17 protein-coding genes and 5 pseudogenes are annotated in these 18473 nt (G+C 67.3%); 10 read left to right on the forward strand and 12 right to left on the reverse strand.

What is annotated here, in order from left to right:
* Positions 1-2 precede the first annotated feature (2 nt).
* A pseudogene (locus OG435_RS01020) lies at positions 3-302 on the forward strand (transposase); the annotation flags it as partial.
* 619 nt (positions 303-921) lie between these two features.
* Here OG435_RS01020 and OG435_RS01025 read toward each other — a convergent pair.
* The 3 genes from OG435_RS01025 to OG435_RS01035 all read right to left on the reverse strand — a co-directional run bounded on the left by OG435_RS01025 (position 922) and on the right by OG435_RS01035 (position 2920).
* Positions 922-1134 carry a hypothetical protein gene (locus OG435_RS01025; protein WP_266874812.1) on the reverse strand — a complete coding sequence of 71 codons (213 nt, stop codon included), beginning with the start codon at positions 1132-1134 and terminating at the stop codon, positions 922-924.
* Positions 1135-2111: 977 nt separating this feature from the next.
* Entirely contained in the window at positions 2112-2399 is a 288-nt protein-coding gene (locus OG435_RS01030; protein ID WP_323187931.1) for an ATP-binding protein, read from the reverse strand.
* Between the two features lie 182 nt (positions 2400-2581).
* Entirely contained in the window at positions 2582-2920 is a 339-nt protein-coding gene (locus tag OG435_RS01035; protein ID WP_266874813.1) for an STAS domain-containing protein, read from the reverse strand.
* Between the two features lie 36 nt (positions 2921-2956).
* Here OG435_RS01035 and OG435_RS01040 point away from each other — a divergent pair, with 36 nt between their 5' ends.
* The 3 genes and pseudogenes from OG435_RS01040 to OG435_RS01050 all read left to right on the forward strand — a co-directional run.
* The gene (locus tag OG435_RS01040) at positions 2957-3802 is read left to right on the forward strand and encodes a hypothetical protein (protein ID WP_266874814.1); all 846 of its coding nucleotides are present in this window, start codon (positions 2957-2959) and stop codon (positions 3800-3802) included.
* A gap of 268 nt (positions 3803-4070) precedes the next feature.
* A complete protein-coding gene (locus OG435_RS01045; protein WP_266874815.1) occupies positions 4071-4334 on the forward strand; it encodes a hypothetical protein in 264 nt (87 codons plus the stop codon).
* A 240-nt stretch (positions 4335-4574) separates the two neighbouring features.
* Positions 4575-4901, forward strand: a pseudogene (locus tag OG435_RS01050) (HSP18 transcriptional regulator); the annotation flags it as partial.
* A gap of 109 nt (positions 4902-5010) precedes the next feature.
* Here OG435_RS01050 and OG435_RS01055 read toward each other — a convergent pair.
* A complete protein-coding gene (locus OG435_RS01055) occupies positions 5011-5364 on the reverse strand; it encodes a PRC-barrel domain-containing protein (RefSeq protein ID WP_266874816.1) in 354 nt (117 codons plus the stop codon).
* A 378-nt stretch (positions 5365-5742) separates the two neighbouring features.
* Entirely contained in the window at positions 5743-5904 is a 162-nt protein-coding gene (locus OG435_RS01060) for a hydrophobic protein (protein WP_266874817.1), read from the reverse strand.
* A gap of 174 nt (positions 5905-6078) precedes the next feature.
* On the opposite strand from OG435_RS01060, the gene OG435_RS01065 reads away from it, so the two are divergent.
* Positions 6079-6216, forward strand: coding sequence for a hypothetical protein (locus OG435_RS01065; protein ID WP_266874818.1), 138 nt, complete (start codon positions 6079-6081; stop codon positions 6214-6216).
* A gap of 340 nt (positions 6217-6556) precedes the next feature.
* On the opposite strand, the gene OG435_RS01070 is transcribed toward OG435_RS01065, so the two are convergent.
* A complete protein-coding gene (locus tag OG435_RS01070; protein ID WP_266874819.1) occupies positions 6557-7759 on the reverse strand; it encodes a PP2C family protein-serine/threonine phosphatase in 1203 nt (400 codons plus the stop codon).
* Positions 7760-8170: 411 nt separating this feature from the next.
* Between OG435_RS01070 and OG435_RS01075 the strand changes: the two genes are divergently transcribed.
* Positions 8171-8569 (forward strand): STAS domain-containing protein, encoded by a 399-nt coding sequence (locus tag OG435_RS01075; RefSeq protein ID WP_266881488.1) that lies wholly within the window; start codon positions 8171-8173, stop codon positions 8567-8569.
* 415 nt (positions 8570-8984) lie between these two features.
* Here OG435_RS01075 and OG435_RS01080 read toward each other — a convergent pair whose 3' ends face one another.
* The 4 genes from OG435_RS01080 to OG435_RS50050 form a co-directional block, all read right to left on the reverse strand.
* A complete protein-coding gene (locus tag OG435_RS01080) occupies positions 8985-9590 on the reverse strand; it encodes a hypothetical protein (protein WP_266874820.1) in 606 nt (201 codons plus the stop codon).
* A gap of 100 nt (positions 9591-9690) precedes the next feature.
* Positions 9691-10023, reverse strand: coding sequence for a hypothetical protein (locus tag OG435_RS01085; protein WP_430625552.1), 333 nt, complete (start codon positions 10021-10023; stop codon positions 9691-9693).
* Positions 10020-10202 (reverse strand): hypothetical protein, encoded by a 183-nt coding sequence (locus tag OG435_RS50045; RefSeq protein ID WP_323187767.1) that lies wholly within the window; start codon positions 10200-10202, stop codon positions 10020-10022. The genes OG435_RS01085 and OG435_RS50045 overlap by 4 nt, the downstream gene beginning before the upstream one ends.
* A gap of 20 nt (positions 10203-10222) precedes the next feature.
* Positions 10223-10498 carry a hypothetical protein gene (locus tag OG435_RS50050; protein ID WP_323187768.1) on the reverse strand — a complete coding sequence of 92 codons (276 nt, stop codon included), beginning with the start codon at positions 10496-10498 and terminating at the stop codon, positions 10223-10225.
* Positions 10499-10864: 366 nt separating this feature from the next.
* On the opposite strand from OG435_RS50050, the pseudogene OG435_RS01095 reads away from it, so the two are divergent.
* A pseudogene (locus OG435_RS01095) lies at positions 10865-11676 on the forward strand (IS5 family transposase).
* Between the two features lie 111 nt (positions 11677-11787).
* Here the strand turns inward: OG435_RS01095 and OG435_RS01100 are convergent.
* Positions 11788-12027 carry a hypothetical protein gene (locus OG435_RS01100; protein WP_266874821.1) on the reverse strand — a complete coding sequence of 80 codons (240 nt, stop codon included), beginning with the start codon at positions 12025-12027 and terminating at the stop codon, positions 11788-11790.
* Between the two features lie 600 nt (positions 12028-12627).
* Here OG435_RS01100 and OG435_RS01105 point away from each other — a divergent pair.
* From OG435_RS01105 to OG435_RS01115, 3 genes and pseudogenes are all read left to right on the forward strand, one after another.
* A pseudogene (locus OG435_RS01105) lies at positions 12628-13380 on the forward strand (IS256 family transposase); the annotation flags it as partial.
* Between the two features lie 1183 nt (positions 13381-14563).
* On the forward strand, positions 14564-17701 hold the full coding sequence (locus OG435_RS01110; RefSeq protein WP_266874822.1) for a hypothetical protein: 3138 nt from the start codon (positions 14564-14566) through the stop codon (positions 17699-17701).
* An 84-nt stretch (positions 17702-17785) separates the two neighbouring features.
* Positions 17786-17878 (forward strand): annotated as a pseudogene (locus OG435_RS01115) (IS6 family transposase); the annotation flags it as partial.
* Positions 17879-18019: 141 nt separating this feature from the next.
* Here the strand turns inward: OG435_RS01115 and OG435_RS01120 are convergent.
* On the reverse strand, positions 18020-18433 hold the full coding sequence (locus tag OG435_RS01120) for a hypothetical protein (protein ID WP_266874823.1): 414 nt from the start codon (positions 18431-18433) through the stop codon (positions 18020-18022).
* Between the last annotated feature and the right edge of the window lie 40 nt (positions 18434-18473).

The following is an 18473-nucleotide window of genomic DNA, read 5'->3' on the forward strand; positions in this document are numbered from 1 at the left end:
AGCAGTACACGAGCAGGGCATTCGCCGAAGCCTGCAGGTCAGCAGGGGTCCGGCGAAGCATGAGCGCGGTCGGGTCCAGCGCGGACAACGCACTCGCCGAGTCCTTCAACGCGACCTTCAAACGCGAAACCCTGCAGGGACGAAAGAGCTGGCCAGACGAGTGCGAAGCCCGACTCGACGCCTTCCGATGGCTGACCCGATACAACACCCGACGCCGACACTCCCGCCTCGGACAACGATCACCGATCGCCTTCGAAAACGCCCTCCACCTCACACCAACTACGCTGACACCAGCCGCATAACCCGTGTTCAGGATTCGGGGTCAAGGCCCGACCACGACCTCGCCCACACCACCGCCATCACCCCCACGCCCCAAGGCGGCAAGACGATCCGCGCACTACTCCCCCGATAGGACGGGTTGAGGCGGAGCCGGCCAGCCGACAGGACGACCGTGTACTGCGATGCACCCACAGGTCTCCGTGTAGATGGCGGACGCAGCCACGTCACGTTCCGGAGGGTGTGACCGCACGCTGTCGGGCACGAGGTCGCCGAGGTCCAACGAGCAGGGTCCGGTCAGCCGCGGTGGAAAAGGTCGGGATCGCGTGAGCGGTGCCGGCCTGTCGCCGGACCGCCGGATCCTCCCAGAGCGGGAACCTCCCGGCCCTCCTGGAGCCATTGCCGTTCCACGGCGTCGTAGATCGGCGAATCCGACACCAAGCTGCCACCCAGCCGCAGCCCGGGCCCCGTGGAACACCGTGGTGCGGGAACGGTTCTCTGGTCCATGACCAGCCCAACGACGCGCCACGGGACACCGTGGCGGGCCGTGATCCACCCGTCACCTCACAGGCGTCGCGCGGGTGACGTGCGCGCAGCACTCCCACGCCGTCGGGCAAGCTCTGCGGGCAAGCTCGGTGAGACCGGTCAGGAGCCGAAGAGGCGCAGGACGCGTGAGGCGTCGCGGAGGTTCTCGGGGGCTGGTGCTGTGCCGGTCAGGGGCATCAGGTGCTGGTTGCCGCAGGTGCCGGGCTGCTGGTGATCGACCTCCCAGTCCCAGTCAGCCTCGGCGGTCGACGAGCCGGTGGCGTAGAGGGGCTGGTGGCAGGAACGGCACCAGTAGAAGGGGCGTTCGCTCACACGGTCTCCCGGCGAATGGTCACCACGGGGTGGTGGACGGGTGTGGGCGGCCCGGGGCGGGAAGGGCTGTCAGGGGCCGAGCCTGGAGCAGCACCAGGGATCCAGAATCTGTCATTCACATCTGCTGAAACGATCCCGCACCGCGCAGGTCACCCCGCCGCACCGAAGGCCGGGGCTCACTCGCGGTGGGCCAGGACCCGGTCCGCCGCGAGGTGAGGGCAGTCATCAGTGTGCCAGGTCACCGACGCCTTGCCCTGCACGATCCACACCGAACGGACCTCACCCTCCCGACCGGTAGCACCACACACAACACAGCGGACAGGCAGTACGAACACATCCAACATGGGCCATCCCTCCCCGACAGCGCCGACCACCCAATCCAGACCTGCCCAGAATTCAATCCCACGGACCCAGTCCACGAACCGTGAATCCGCGAACCCGGCAGCCTCTCGATTCCACCACCGCGTACACGAGGCCCCTGCCCCTCCCGAAGGGCAGGAAAGGCCACAAGCGGCCCGTACTGCACGCTCAGCCGCGGCGACGTCCCTCCACACGGAGCAGCAGTGCCAGGGGCGCGTCCGGGCCGCACCTCGGCGGCCAGGACAGGCCCGGGGCGGGGCCCAGGCCCTGCCGAGGAACGTGGCGGTTTACGCAGTGGTGAGCGGCCGTTGCGTGCCGGCCCTGTCGATGAGCAGCTTCGCTGCGGCGTGGTTTCTCGTCGGCCCTCATCATGTCGACCACGGCCCGGGTTGGATCGGGTATCGGGAGGTGCTGGTGAGTGCGCCGGCCAGGGAGTCGGAGGTCGCCGCCCGGGGTAGCGAGGTCCGCGAGCCCGCAAGGTGAGGCCACGGGGCAGGTCGCGTGCTCGTTCGACGCCGCAGCACGAGGGCCGGAGCAGGCCTGCGGCATCCCGGGGCCGACCGGCTCAGGCCCGGGGGCGGTGGGGGTGGGGGTGGATCAGGTGAGGCGCAGGACGCTCATGATCGTCTTACCGCGGGGGTGGCTGCGGATGTCGACGTGTGCCGCGAGTCGCTGGATGAGCGGCCAGCCGAACCCACCGGGCTGCTCCGGGGCAGCCGCCCGGGCCGTGGGAGCGTGCGGGCTCCATCGCTGACACACACGCGCAGGGCCTCGCCCGTGATCTCGGCGCAGAAGGCGATGAGTCCGCCGCCGTGGCGGATCGCGTTGGTGACCAGTTCCGAGGTCACCAGCAGCGCGTCCGCGGTGGTGACGCTGTCCAGGGCGATGCCCGCATGCTGCAGCAGAGCAGCAACCTCGTCGCGGGCCTCGGCGGCGGAGCGCGGCCGGGCGTCCGCCGCAGCGCTGCTGTCGCTGCGGCGGGTGGCTCCTTCGGGGGGCTGCTGTGGGCGGGTTCATCGCCTCATCGCCTGCCCGGGCCTAGGCACGGCATGCGGACACACGTCAGTTCGGAGAATGAGCGTGGTGGTCAGCATGTCATCGCGCTCTCCAGGCTGTCAGTGATCCGGAACGCGGCCGCGGTGCCGGTGACTTCGAAGAGGCGGCGGACGCCTATCTGCAGCGGGCCGGCCAGTACCAGGGATACCCCTGCCGCCTGGTGCAGGTTCTGGGCGTCGAGCAGGGCGTGCAGGGCGTGCAGGGCGTGGGAGTCCGCGAAGTCGGCGTCCGAGAGATCGACGACCGTACGCGATCTCCCGCTTGCCGCGGCCTCGGCGAGAGCCTGGGCGAGGCCGGGGGCACTGTCCTCGTCGATGGCTCCGCGCAGACGGATCAGCGCTATGTCCTCATGCGTGGCCGTGGTGACCACCGCTGCGGTGACGCGCGAGCCGTTGTGGCCGCCGGTGTGGAGTCCCAGTCCCGTCTCGCGTACGGGAGCTCCGACACCTGGCCCGGCACCCGCAACCCCGCCTTCGCCGACGCCGAAGCCCGCACCGCCCACCGCTCCGCCACCGCCGGCGAGACGTGGTACGAGCCCCGCACCGGCGGCGCCCTGCCCGACCCCTACCTCCCCGTCGCACTCGCCGCCGAACACGCCGCCGACGTCTACGGCATCACCCGCACCGAGATGGACTCATACGCCGTCCGCTCCCACCGCCTCGCCGGCCGTGCCTGGGAGAGCGGATTCTTCACCCCCGAAATCGTCCCCGTCCTCACCCCGGCGGGGGAAAGGGTCACCCGCGACGACTGCCCCCGCCAAGGGGTCACCCTCGACACCTTGGCCGCCCTCGCCCCCGCCGCACGCCCCGACGGCCGGGTCACCGCCGGGAACGCGGCCCCCCTCAGCGACGGCGCCGCGGCCGTCCTCGTCATGGACGAAGCCTTCGCCCGCGCCTGCGGCATCACCCCGCTGGCCCGGATCCTCGCCACCGCGGTCAGCGCCCACACCCCCGAAACCGAGGGCCCGGCCCCCGTCGAAGCCACCCGCAGCGTCCTGGCCCGTACCGGCATGACCCTCGATGACATCGACGTCTGCGTCGGCAACGAACCCTTCGCCGCCCAAATGCTCGCCTACTGCCGCGAACTCGACTGCAACCCGGACCGCTTCAACACCCGAGGCGGCTCCATCGCCCTGGGCGAGCCGTACGGAGCCGCAGGCGCCCGCCTGACCACCACCGCCCTCAACACCCTGCGCCAGGACGACGCCTCCACCGCCCTGATCCCGTCGTCGCCGCGGGCGGCATCGGCATGACCGCCGTCCTCGAACGCCTCGCCTGACGAACGCGTGGAAGGCCGTTCAGTCCGGCGAGCCGAATCGCCGGTGCAGCCCACAAAGCCAGATGCCGTCACCGCCTGGTGGACCGTCAGCCACCCGAGGGAGAGGAACATTCACAGGTCACGCCCGTCCTCGGTCGATCACCACCGCGACTGGCCGCGAGCGGAGCCCAGGGCGGTGGTCCGGCGCGGGCTGGAAGGTGTCGGGCGCCCGGAGGCCGGGAGTGCTGGAAACAATGGTCCGCATGCGGACGTGCTGGGTGTACCAGTTCCGGGAGGGCCCGGAGCGTCAGGTCGTCGAGGTACTGGCGGACGGGGACGGAATGCCCCGGCAGATCCAAGTACGACAGTCCCGCCCGCGTGGGCTGGGGGACGGGTACGTTCTGCGGCATGCCGACGCCTCCGCGCGGCTTGCCGTCTACACCTGGGTACGGCGGGGCGAGCCTGAGCTCGTGACCGCCCACCTGCTGGAGCTCTTGGCCGAGATCTGCCCCCAGGAGACTGCCTGATAGGTCGTAGGAGCGACCCAGAGGGATTCCGAACAGGAGTAGCACGAGGTCCGGACCGGCGGAACAACGGTTTGGTCGACGCCTCGGTCGGGGCACTGGTCGCGGATGCCGGTCGTCTGCCCCGTCTGCGACGCCCGTACCAGCCTGTTCTGCGTCCGCGACTCGACATCACCCGCAGAGATTCCGTCAGCCTGAAACGTCCTCATAGAGACGCTGCCGCAAGGGCAGAAGGACGGCTACATCAGCCACGGCGGCCAGCCGAGCCAACAGACGCCGAATAGCTCGGCTCTGGAAGCCGTCTGCCAGGCGCTCAAGGCCGCGCACCAGCCGCCCTCAAATACACCGGTGCCAACGGAGCCCATGTCAGCGGTGGGCTCTGATCCACTGGCCGCACTGCTGGTGCTGCGCGAGATCCGTGAGGAGCTCGCCGACTGGGAGAGCGGACTGATCGAGACCGCCCGCGGGCGTGGTGCAAGCTGGGCCGATCTCGCCGGGCCCCTCGGGGTCGCCAGCCGTCAGGCCGCCGAGCGCCGCCATCTGCGTCTGCGCCCTGGCGGCTCCGTCGGGCCGGCGACGAGTGGGCGCACGCTGGGCAGCGGCTCCATGGCATGGCACGAGGCGGGGCGGCAACCAACTGGTTGCCGCCCCGCCTCGTTCGATCCGCGTCCCGCGTCGGTTACAGCCGGTGCGGGCCGTCGTAGTAGCCGCTGACCTGGCGGTGATAGTCCGCGTCACCGAGATGCTTGTCCTTGTCGAACTCGGGAGCGTTCTTGATCTGCTCCTTCGTCCGGTCGACATAGATCTTCTCGTCGTTCGCGTCGATCCGGCTGATCGTGCCCGCCGGCAGGAGAACTTCCTTGCCGAAGATCCACGGACCGGTGTCGACCACGATGTACGAGGAGCCGACCTCGTCCGAGTGCTTGTCGACCTTGCCGATGGAACCGTCGCTCGCCTCGACCTTGTACCCCGTCAGATCCGCACCAGCCGAACGGCCGGCGGTCTCGCGGTAACCCCAAAAGTTCTCAGTCATGCGAAAACAACTCCTTCGGTCAAATAGGAGACGGAAGGGAAAAGGATTCCCGACCGGTCTTCCCTTTTTCCGTACTACGTTCACGGTTCACGGCGGAACTCCCGTTCCGGCCTGACCACCGCCTGCCCCGCATTTCGCCCCCTACACAAACGGGGAAGGCGGGACCGAGACGGCCGTCGATCATTGGAGGTGAGCAGGTCCCCTGCTGCGTCGCGGCGACCGTCCCGGCATCCTCCCCATTACCCCCGATATCCGGCTTCACCCGGTACGGCAAAACCAGTACCCCCAGCATGGCGACATGGCGGTGGCCTGTCACCCCCGGTCGGGGGGTGACAGGCCACCGCCACACCACATCTGAACTGCGCTTCTACAGATCAGCTACCAGCGATACCACCGGCCGCTGCTGCCCTTGGGACGTGCGACGAAGCCGATCAGCCACAGGATGAGGACCGCGATAGCGACCCACCAGAGAATTTTGATCGCGAAACCCGCACCAGCGAGAACCAGAACCAGCAGAAGAACAAGAAGCAGGGGAACCATAGTTATCAACCTCCACAGAACCGAATGCCCCTGCGATTCGAGACCATGCACGACTTCTTACCCGTTTCTTATCGGCTCAGGCGGGAAGCCGTATACGCCAGCCAGATCGCCTAGCTTTCCGGCCCCCAGTCAGGAGGAACCAGCCGCTCCACGTCGGGCCGTCTCGAGGCGCGCATGCAGCGCCCCGGCCAGGACCCGGTCCACCCCGAGACCGCCCAGCCCTCCCGCGGCAAGCACCCCGACGGCAAGGAACGCCGCCGCGAGGAAGACCTGCCCGGCAACGAGCGCGACCTGCGCGAGGACGACGTCTGAGCAGCCCCACCCCACACACGCAGAGCCCGGCCGGGCCCCACCATCAGACGGCCGGGCTCTGTCACGCACCCCACCAGGCTGGACGGCGACACGGCCCTCGCCTGACGGGGTCGTGCGTGGCACGACGCGTCGCGTGCTCAGCAAGGGATGTTGACCTCGTGGACCACCGAACTGGCCGGGCGGGTGGAGGAACGAGGCCTCGCCGAACGTGCCGCGGGCCCTTCGGGGGGTGCGGACAGCACAACGGCTCCCCCTCCGGCGAGGGGGAGCCGTTCTTGACTGGCGGGACCGGACCACTCGGGCGTGGCTGTGGTGTGTGGCACCCGTGAGGAGTCGGCCCTCAGAAACCGGTTCGGGCTTCCGCGAGACGGTCCTCGCCATCAGGGCCGTGCCAGTCCAGGCAAAGGACGGTGGCGTCATCCCTCACGCGACCATCGCTGGCGTCGGCGACCGCTGCGACCAGAGTGCGCACGACCTCGCGCGGATGCTCCGCCAGCGTCTTGCGGAGCAGAGCGGCGAGATCAACAGCCTGCGCCTGACGCTCCTGCATGCCGTCGGTGTAGAGCACGAGCCGGTCACCGGGACGCAGGTCGAGATCCTGCACCCGGTACGGACCCTGTTCGGCGATTCCGAAGGGCAGGTCCACGGCCAGCCGCAGTTCGTCGACCACCCCCGCCCGCAGCCGCAGGGGCCAGGGGTGGCCGGCGTTGACGAGCTGGGCGCCGCTCCCGTCCAGGGCGATGCGCAGCAGTTGCCCGGTGGCGAAGGTCCGGTTGCCGTGGTCCAGGAGCGCTTGGTGGGTCTGGCGGGCCTGTTCGGCGAGGTTGCATCCGGCGCGGCGGGCGCCGCGGGAGGCGTTGACGAGCAGGGTGGCCATGAGGGAGGCGTTGACGTCGTGGCCCATGGCGTCGGTGACGGACAGATGCAGGGTGTCGTTGTCGAGGCTGTAGTCGTAGGTGTCACCGGCGATGGTCGCTGCCGGGACCAGGGCGCCGGCGAGCGTGAACTGGGGCGCTTCGCAGGAGGCTGCCGAGGGGAGGAGCTGGTGCTGGATCTCGGCGGCCAGACTCACCACGGTGCTGCGGTTGCCCCAGTGGTAGAGGTCGGTGAAGCGCCGGTCGGTGACGATGATGTAGGCCAGCGCCTGCGCGGCTTCCTCGATCTGTGCCAGTACGTCCGCGGTGGCCTCGGGAAGGAACAGCTCCAGGACACCAATGGTGTCACCGCGGTTGGAAACAGGGGCGAGCACCCGCTGCCCCTGTCCGCCGTTCGCTGCCAGGACCAGCCTCTGGGAACGCAGGACCTCGTCGTAGACGGTGCTGCCGGCCAGGGGAACCTGCTCAGCGCGATCCTCGTGTGCTGTGGCCGCGGTGTCGTGGACCCGCAGGAGGCGCCGGCCGGCGACGTCGACGAAGAGGAACGACACGGAACGTGCACCGAACCGGTCGCGCAGCGTACGTGCCACGAGCTCGAGGGAATTCACCGGCGCGGCCGCCTTCGCCGCCGCCAGCGCCTCGGCCAGCCCGATCCGGTCAACCGCCACGCCAGCCTCCTGAAGAAACTCCCCCTCGCTCTGACACGACAGTACGTGCCGTGGCAGGCGATGGAACGGACGTCGACGGCCTCTGGTTCAGCGCGCCTCGTATCGCCGCCGGTAGGCGCCGCGCCAGGACGGAAACCCCGCGGGGCCTGGGCCGGGCCGGCGTACGCCGCGGCTGCCCGAATCCGTTCGTTGAAGCGGCCGGACGGATTCAGGGGTGACAGCAAGAAGCCTGTCCCATCTCCACCGAACGCGCGGGCCACACGCTTCCTCCAGAGACAACTGGCGTGTCCCGGCACACGGCCCTCTCCGCGCGCTCCAGCGCGCCGCATGTCGGCCCTGCGCCGTAGCGCGCCAGGATGGGGCCCCGGGGGTCCGAAGCCTTCGGGTGACGGGAGCAGCACCTTGATCAACGTGGACATCCAGCACTGCCGCAACTCGATGCAGATCAGCGCCACAGGGGAACTCGACGAGGGCGCGGGAGAAATCCTCCAGCGCGCGCTCGACTACGTGACCATCGACGAGCACGCTCTCCTAGTGGACCTGCACGCCGTCGCGGCCATGGACATCGACGGCCTGCTCCATCTCCTCAACCTGCACCGGAGCGCCGAGCGCATGCACCTACGGGTCCAGGTCACCGGCTGGCAGCCCCAGCCCCAGCAGTGCATGGCCACCGTTGCCGGCATCCCCGGCCCCAGAGCGGGCACCGGAGAGCGCTACGCCCTGGCAGGCTTCCGCCGGCTCCTCGAAGAGAAGGCACAGCGCGCACGCGAGCACTCCGACGTCACCGACGGCTGGCTGCCCCACATCTAGCTACGCCCCGACGTGGCTACGGGTCGGCTGGGATGTCAGCTGGGCGGTACGCGACCCCGATGCCAACGCCGTTGAGCACACCCGGCGCCAGCCCAGCCCAGCGCGTAGGGCGGGTAGACGATCCGCTGCGCAGGCGTGCGGCCTCTCCCCCGCCCTCCCCACGAGCACCTTGCCGCGTCCGACGGGTGCCTCATGACCGAGGAGCAGCGCGCGGCCTTTCACGGACAGTGCTGCCAGCTCGCCCGGAGGCGGGAGCCGGCCAGGGGGCTGGGGCCGGGCGCGCCCGGTCATGGGCGGGAGCGGGCGAGGAGCTCCCGGGACGTCGTACGGCGACGTCCCCAAGCTGCACCGCCGACCGGCCACACCGTCACACGTCGGCCCGGGCGGGCCACCCCCTTCGCCCGGACCAGCACGGTCAGCGGTACGGGCTCCAGCGTCCGAGGCGTGCCAGCAGCTTGCGGGCGGCGTCCTCGTCGAGGCCGAATTGGGCGGCGGCCTGTTCAGTGTCGAGGTCGTTGGCGGTACCGCGGGCGGCCCAGTAGCCGACTCGCTCGGCGGTGACTTCAAGGCGGCGGGCCGCACGTACCGCGGCGACCGGGGAGGTCTTGGTCAGCTTGTCGATCTCCTCCTCCAAGCGGGCCAGCAGCGTGGTGATGGTCTCGGGCAGGGGGACGGTGGTCGCCTCGACGTCGTCGGTGTGCCCGTACCAGTCCCGGTCGCAGGCGTCCGCCTGGTCCTCCCCGGCCACGGCCAGATCCCGGCCTGCGATCGTCTCCCGGTCCAGGCGGTGGTCGGGGCCGGCCCAGCCACAGGAGCACACCGCGCGCACCGCAGCGGCTTTCGGTACGTGGGGCCAGCCGCCGTCGTAGACGCTCCACTGGGAGACCGTGTCCCCTCCCCCGCCGGAGCCGCTGTCGAAATACACCGGGGCCGGCACGCTGCCGTCACCCAAGACGGCCTCGACCGCGCCGGTGTGGGAGGTGCCGAACTCCTCGGTCGTCCAGGTCTCGCGCCTACTCACCACAAGCCCGCTCTCTCCCTACCCCGTGTTCACGCAGCCCACGATGCGGGGCCACCTGACCACGACGATGCCGCAGCCCGACTGCGCCGCAGGCGAGTTTTCACGAAGTGGCTGCGGGGACCTCCGCGGCACCTCCGGCCTTCACGGCCTCGACCACGTGCTTGTGGAACACGGCGAGGCCGCCGGGTGGAAGGGGCGCGGGGCTGCCGGTGAGGGTGTACCACTCCTCGGCCCCGGTGTACTGAATCTGCGCCTGGGCCGTGCCGTCCGGGCCGGCCTCGGTCGTCAGGGTGACGTCGCCGGTGACGACGCCGACCTCATCGGTCATCGCTCCCCCGGGGCCCGCCTTGACGTGGTCGGTCAACGGGACCGCCCCGTCCGGGACGGTACCGTGCTCGGGCTGCGGGGTGCCTGCGGGCTGGTGGTCGGTCATGAGCACGTCTCCAGCATCTCGGTCAGCTTCTTCTTCTTCTCGCCCTCGGTCACCGTGAGCTGGTAGCTGGACTTCACGTTCGTCCACGCCGTGGCATACGTACACCAATAAGCATTCGCCGGGGGCTGCCACTCGTCGGGTCCCTGGTCACCCTTGGACCGGTTCGTCGCCGCCGACACCGCCAGAAGCTGGGGGCGGGTCAGGTCGTTCGCGAACTGCTTACGCCGGTCCGCCGTCCACGCACCGGCCCCGAACGCCAGGCATTAGCTAGGGGGACCATGTGGTCGATGTCCAGCTTCCCGGCATCAGTCACGGTGATCCCGTCGTAGACCGAGACCCAGGTCCCGGAGACGGCCTTGCAAGCGGCGTCGCGCTTCACGTTCTTGCCCGCCCGCTCCAGGACGACCTCGCGGGTGTCACAGCTATCGCCCTGCCCGGCCCAGTGCGTGAACTTCTCCCTGCTATACCCCGTCATCGCCTCAGACCCGCAACCTTCAACCCTGCAAGCTGGCTGCGGGCGACCGCGGTCGTCGACAGACCCGGAAGCGCCGGCGCCCCCTGAGCACCCTGCGCACCGCCCTTGCCCTGCCCAGGCAGCGACGGCTTGGCATCACCGCCCGCCGACACCCCCGGATTGCAGCCCGCGAGACCCGCCGCCAGCAGAACAGCCGTCACCATACGGACACCCACACGCATCTGACGATGCATAACCACCCCAAAACCTCTCGAAAAGCACCACCGCGACCCTACCCACCGCGCATACCCCGCGAAGACGTGCTCGGTCTCCACCGACCGAAGCGCTAGGGAGTGTCTTTCCGATCATCGGATCGTTGGTCCGGGCGTGAGGGAAGTCGAGTTGTCTGATGCCGCGTGGGCGGTGATCGCGCCGTTGCTGCCGCCGGCAGGCCGGGCCCGCGGGCGGTGGCGTGATCACCGTCAGGTGCTCGAAGGCATCGTGTTCAAGTTCCGTACCGGTGTGCCCTGGCGGGACCTGCCCGAGCGGTTCGGCCCGTGGCAGACCGTCCACGGACGCTTCGCCCGCTGGGCCACCGACGGCACCTTCGACCGTCTTCTGGCCGCCGCCCAGACCGAGGGCGAGGTGGACTGGCTGGTCTCGATCGACTCCACGATCGTGCGGGCCCATCAGCACACCGCCGCCAAAGGGGGCTCGACGAACGGGCCCTGGGACGCTCCCGCGGCGGGCTGACCAGCAAAATTCACCTTGCCTGCGACGGCCGCGGCCGGCCACTGGCGTTCGTGCTGACCGCGGGCACCCGCAACGACTGCACCCAGGCCGAGACCGTCATCAGCCTCATACGGGTGGCGGGCAGCGGGCCGGGACGGCCTCGCGTGCGGCCCGAGCGGGTCATCGCGGACAAGGGCTACTCGTCCCGGCCCTTCCGCGCCTACCTCCGCCGGCGCGGTATCAAAGCCACGATCCCGGAACGTGTCGACCAACTCGCGGGCCGGGCCCGGCGCCGGGAACGACCCTGCCGCTTCGACAAGGCCGTCTACCGGCGACGCAACGTCGTCGAACGCTGCTTCCACCGCCTCAAACAATGGCGAGCCATCGCCACCCGCTACGACAAGCACCCCGCCCGCTACCAAGCAGCGATCACCCTCGCCAGCACCCTCATCTGGCTCGACAAGTGATCGACAAGACGCTCCCTAGTACACCCGCTGCTCTCCCGACCCCCAGAGGCCGGAGGGGCAGCGGCCCGGGGCAGGGTGGACTGTGAAGATGGCGATACCGCCCAGGTCGTGTCAGGCGTCGGGATCGAGGCCGGCCTGGCGGGCCGCGTGACGGCGGACTTCCTCCGACGCGGGAATCCGCGGCGGTGTGAGCCGCACGAAAGTCAGGCCGTGGAACACGGTGCGGCAGGCCGTGACCAGCACGAGGACCAGGCTCAGGGTGAAGGCCAGGTGCGCGATCCGGTCGAAGCCGTAATGCGCCGCACCCCAGCCAACCGCGATAACCCCCGCGGCGAGGAGGAAGCCGTCCAAGGCAATCCGTTCCCGACGGCTCAACCTCATACCCTGTCCCTCCGACGTGCCACGCTGGACCCGTCAGAGCCTCCCACCGGCCACCGGCATCCATACCGAGCGCGAGAGTGAAGCCCTGGAAGCGTGTGCGGGCCGGACCATGGGCTTCGCCCTCCGCTCTACGACGACGCGCGCAGCGACGCCCACTTCGCCGGCCGGCCCCGCCCCACCCCCAAGAGCGGCACGGGCAAGACCTGTCCGAGGTCGCCGCGCCACCGGCGGCGACGAGACAGCTGGTGCGACGCGCCTGCGGGTACCTGGTGAGGCGTTTGAGTCAGAGACCTGCCGTTTCACTGAACCGGACAGGGCCATCGCCGAATGGGACATGCAGTTCCAGGAGCCTGCGGCCCAGGCCCCATCGGTGGAAGCCTCCCTGACCTGTGGCTGGGCACTCGCGCCCGCTGGCGCCTGCCCCGGTCTGGCGGGCAGCGGCAGCCCCTTTCAGGCCACCTCTACGCAGTTCGAAGTACCTCTTCGGCACAGACAGCGGCAAACGGTTCGGCGGATGCCTCTGCATAGGACCGGCTCCTTTCAGGAGTCGCGACCACCGATGGAAACCGCCGCGTCTATCCGGTCGTGTTCATCGACTGCGTCAACGTGAAGATCCGTGACGGTCAGGTGGCCAACCGCCCGATCTATATGGCGTTGGCGGTCACGGCGGAGGGCCACCGCGACATCCTCGGGCTGTGGGCCGGCGGCGAAGGCGGGGAAGGGGCCAAGCACTGGCTGCGGGTCCTGACCGAGCTGAAGAACCGCGGCGTCGAGGACGTCCTCATGATGGTCTGCGACGGGCTGAAGGGTCTGCCCGACGCGGTCGGTGAGGTCTGGCCCCAGACCGTCGTCCAGACCTGCGTCGTCCACCTGCTGCGGGCCTCGTTCCGCTATGCAGGCCGCCAGGGCTGGGACAAGATCGCCAAAGCCTTGAAGCCGGTCTATACCGCGCCGACCGAGGACGCGGCCACCAGCCGGTTCCTCGAGTTCTGTGAGGAATGGGGACAGAAGTACCCGGCGATCGTCAGGTTGTGGGAGAACGCCTGGCCGGAGTTCGTACCGTCCCTGCAGTTCGACGCCGAGATCCGCCGGATCGTCTGCACGACCAACGCGATCGAGTCCGTCAACGCCCGCATCCGCCGGGCGGTCCCGGCCCGCGGCCACTTCCCCTCGGAGAACGCCGCCCTGAAATGCATCTACCTCGCGGTGATGTCCCTCGACCCGACCGGCGCCGGCCGCAAACGCTGGACCACCCGCTGGAAGCGAGCCCTTCAAGCCTTCGACATCGCCTTCGACGAACGCCTCACCAACAACCGAATCTGATCCTACAAACCAACCCAGTTACACCGAAAACTTTACAGACCCGCACCGGAAGCAACCCATCACCGAAAGCCTCAATGGTCTGCAGCACCACAGGTCAAAGAAATGCCTAGAGACGGCCATACCGCAGCATGAATGAGAACGCACACAGTGGCAGCCAAAATCACCATCAATGCACGGTGAGACCAGCAACGACCGCGCGGAACCGGCTGACGCCCAACCAATTCCACCAGCCGCCCCATTCACAGAACCGCCTCGCTGCGCTCGGCGGGCCTCGGCTTCGCGGAGCCAGGGCCGGCCCTTCGGGGAATTACCGGAGAATAACCAGACCAAATGAATCATAGTAGAGACGATACCAGGCCGAAGTTCTGACCGAACCGGAACTTTTTCGACTCCGCCACCCGAATCTATACTTAAGGCAGGACAGGTCCAAACATCCACAATGCTCACGTCGGCTTGCTCCACATGGAAATTCTCTGGCTGCGGCTCCAAGCGGGAACCGATGCACATATGGTGCTGCACATACCGCTCGACAATGAGACACGAAATCGTCTCGCGCGACTCGAAGAGCTGGGCGGGGCTGATTCGTAGAAAGGCCTCGGCGGCCGGCCACACCTGCCCCTGCGGCAGGCCGGTAGGGCCAGGGAGACCCTCACCCCGCTCCACTCCTTGGGCGGGTACCGCCTTCGGCGGATCAAGGCTCGCCCGGCTCCGGTGGCCCAGGCGGCCGTCACCTGATCTGGCGAGAGCACCCCGTCCAGGGCGCCAGCGCAGCAGGTCTCGTCGACCACCGGCACCCGCATGCGCCGGGGCCGGCTCCTTCGACGCCGTCGGCCGGGCACCGATCGCCCATCCTGGTGCTCGCAATACCAGGAGAAACAAGGTCTGGCTACTTTTCCTTGGCGTCTGTAGACAAGCCTTGCGATGCGCATCGCACGCACGACAGGCAAAGAGGGCACGCATGGGTAACGGAAAGTTCTGGACTTCGAGGTGCCAGGGGTGGACCCAGGGCGCGCGCGTAAGAAAGCGCACACCTTGGGGTCATTTCTCGAGCCACCTGAATGGAGTGCCGGTCCTAAATAATCCACAGACTGAGGAAAAGATCCCGCACATGGCCAATAGAAAACACCGATATTCACGGAGGACGACATGGCTGGGGGCGGTCATTGTCGCATTTATCATGTCTATGACAGCGTTCCAGTATGCGAGCGCGGCAACCAAAGATGCTACACCACTTCCGGCCACTCCTCCGAATTTCAAGAACGGCAGCTTGGCGACACCGAAGGTCGCCCAGAACACTCGGGTCAAACCAGATTTCTGGGATGAATCTGAGATGCCGACTTTGTCTCCTGGCGGCCCGGCGCCCGGACAGCAGGCAGCCATCCTCACTCACGGTGACCTTAAACAATCTTTCAACACGGTAAAAGGGGCCTTGGTTCGATATAGTTTCGACGCAAGACGGGTGAATGTGGGGACCCAGTGGCTGGACTATCAAATCGGAACTTACCAGACGAAACCGAAGACCATCATGCTAAAGAGTCCGAGCCAGTGGGAGACCGTCACGGGGGAAGTGCACTTGGAATCGGAGGCGGGGTTGATTTTGTTTAAGCTGAGACCCGGCAATCAGATCGCGATCGCCAATGTGACATACGAATACATTCCTGTGGTCACGTCGCAAGTGTCGAAGATTACTCCTCTGGAGAGAGGAAATCCTGAAGACGTTGTGATCGATGTAAACCACGAAGGCGGTGCGATAGCGAGAGGAACATCTCTCGGCGTCACTCTTCCGCAAGGAATTGGTTACGACGGACAGGTGTGGATTCGTCGTGTTGCGCAGAGCGGTGATGAAGGGTGGAAAAAAGTCGATGACGCGATGATCGATGGGCAGGCGCTCACTGTTCCGATTGGTGGGGCAGCCGGAGGGGGAAAGATAGAGCCGGGTGATCACTATCAGGTCAAGTATGGGGTCAAGATCGCCAATGTGGACCAGGTGCGAGATGTTGATAAATTGACACAGAAGACCAGCCTGACTCTTGATGGCAAGACGACTCCTCAGAGTTCGACTGATATTCCCGTCGTTCGTGCCGATGTCGCTTTCGCTGACGGTGGCGGGTTTACGAAGCAGGGTGAATACCTACAGGGCGAGAAGGCTGATGTCGATTTTTTCGTAAAAAATTCTGGACCGGATACTGCACCGGGCGTCGTCCTCGATGTGAATCCGTCGGGAATCACCGATCTGAAGGGGCCGGATGGTGAGCCGTGCACACGTAGCAATGCCGACGGGTCCGTAAAATGCCAGATCGGGGAAATAAAGACCGGAGAGTCGAAAAAAATTAGGGTTTCGGGAATTGTGGCAAATGTAGGGGATCTGTCAGTCGAGGGCAAGGTTTCGTCGAGTGCTGTCGGCCCGAATAATCCGCTTGGCTCGATAAAGTATAAAGGCGCTTCCACGAATGCGCTTGATCTCCGTGTGCATACCAAGATCCTGGACGGTGAAACCGGAGGCCAGCTGGAGGAGGGCAGTGCAGTGAAGCCAGGGCAAAAGCTACGGCTTGTCGTCGATGCTGATAATTACGGACCTGCGTCCACTGAAAATTTCTTGGTGAAGGTCCCACTCCCTCCGAACGTTAAGCTGAATGAGGACGTTGCCGGCTACGACAAGACTTCCGGAGTGTGGTCCATCGGGGCGATGGACGCCAAGAAGAAGGCGGCCTTGACGCTTCCGGTGACGGTGCCTGGCAACGAGAAGAAGATGACCCTCAGGGCAGACATCGACCAGGAGTCGTCGTACAAGGATCGCGTGCAGACGGGCAATCCGGTCAACACCTCCCAGACGTCCGTGAACGTCGCGCGGGAGGCTCAGTTGAAGGTGGCTGTGTCGGCGGTGCCATCTGCTAGTGGTGAGTCGGGGGACTATACGCCGGGTGAGGCGGTCACGTATGAGATCGATGTGGCAAATGAAGGTCCGTCAGATGCCCCGGGTGTAAAGATCGGGCACGTCATGCCAACGGGCATGACGATGGGTACATGGGCCGGTCCGGAGGGAACGCACTACGCGAAGGGGGTGTGGACCATCCCGACCGTCGAGGCCGGAGATACAGCCAGGTTGACGGTGAACGGGGTCGTCCCCGCTGATGAAGAGAAGACGGTGCACCGGGTGTGTGTCGTGGGGACCGATCCTGGTTTCCCTGGTGAGTACAAGCCGTGTGACGAGAACAATGACATTGCAGGCCATATGGCGGTCAGTGAGCTGAATGTCGTGCAGCGGGCAGGTGTGCGCCTGACGGTCGTTCCGGACGGGAGTGCGGGTGTGCGCCCGCTGCCGGGGCAGAAGGTGGCCTGGACGGTGAAGACCTCCAACACCGGCGTGTCGAAGGCGAAAGGTTTGGAGATCGAAGTTCCGGTTCCTGCCGGGGTTGGTGAGGTCCAGTCCGTGCTGACGGGCGGGGGCTCGTACGAGGACGGTCTATGGAAGCCGGCTGATGTGCCGACCGGTGGTACGGCGGGGTTGAAGCTGACCGGCACGGTGCTGCCGGACCATGACGTACTGGATTACCAGGCGACGCTGAAGAAGTCGGAGACCGCGCTGGATAAGTCCGAGCCGAACAACAAGGTCGGTGACCAGGTGAAGCACCCAGTCGAGGTCCGGCAGGTAGCGGGTCTAGATGTTGCGATCGCGGCGGTGGACGGCAAGGACTCGGTCAAGGTGGGTGAGCAGGCCAGGGTGAAGGTCACGGTCGCCAACAAGGAGGGTCCGTCCACGGCCCGCGGGACCGTTGCCGAGCTGAATATCCCGGCGGTGGAAGGTCTCACCCATGACGGCGGGGCTGATTTCAGCACGGACGGGACGTGGAAGGTCGGTGATCTGAAGCCTGGTCAGGAGAAGTCATTGACGCTGACGTTCACTCCGAAGGAGGCGAAGAAGTTCACCTTCGATGTGCTGGCGGTCCATTCGGATGCTGCCAACCCGCAGGAATGCCAGGACATCTGCGCGAGTACGCAGGTGAAGGTCGCAGCCGACGAGCCGAACGACGACCCGGACAAGCCGAACGACCCAGACAAGCCGAACGACCCCGACAAGCCGAATGACCCGGACAAGCCGAATGCCCCGGACAAGCCCGGTGATCAGACCCCGCCGCCGGGTGATGGTCAGAACCCGCCGGCCGATGACGGCGGTGGCAAGGGCGGGGACGACGGCGGGAAGTCCCTGGTCGATCAGGTCCTGGCCACCACCGGCAGCAACGCCCTGTGGTGGGGTGCCGGAGCGCTGGGCGCCGCCGGAATCGGAGCGGCCCTGATCATCGCAGCACGACGCCGCCGCTGACCCCTCTCTCGCGGGCACTGTCACGTTGTCGGTGGCGGTCTGGGATGATCTTCAGGTTGTCGGTGTCCTGAAAGGGCGGGGTTCGTGTCGTCTGTGGTGCCGTCGTACGCGAACCATCGCTACCCGGTGGAGATCATTTCGCACTGTGTGCGGCTGTACTTCCGCTTCCCCCTCAGCCACGGCAGCTGTAGTTCGGGATCACGGCTGGTCGTGGAGGTGGTGTCGTTGCTGGTGGCAGGCGGTGGCGACGGCTTGGTGGTGGCGCCGCCAGGCGATCCAGTGCAGGACGTGCTCAGTGTCTGATTGGATACCTGGCGATCATGTGGGGCGTTGCTCGGGTGGCCAGGTGAGGTACAGGTGGCCCCACCGGGCCCGCGCGGCGTCGGCGGTCAGCTCATACGGGCGGCCGACGTCCGCCCCCGTCGCCCCCGCCGCGCGGTCGGCGATGACAGCGACGCGGACCAGTTCCCGAGCCAGGTGCGCGGCATCGGCGGCGGCCGTGCTGTGCAGCCCCGGGGCCGGCCGCTGTTGCTCGGCCGCGTCGGCCAGGACGAGCTCCAGAACCTCACACCGGTTACGGATCTCTCCGGTGATCTGGAGCAACGCCACCCGGGCCCGGAACGTGGCCTTCGCCCTGCGCCGCCCGCGGTAGGCGGCTGCCTGCACAAACGAGGCCGCGAGCAGTACCGGCGCCGCGCCCTCCTCCTGGAAGCACTGCCCCGCACCACCCACATGTGTCGCGCATAACCGAAGGATTCCCCCGACACCAGGC

Origin of the sequence: Streptomyces sp. NBC_01264 (assembly GCF_026340675.1) — a bacterium.
GTDB lineage: Bacteria > Actinomycetota > Actinomycetes > Streptomycetales > Streptomycetaceae > Streptomyces.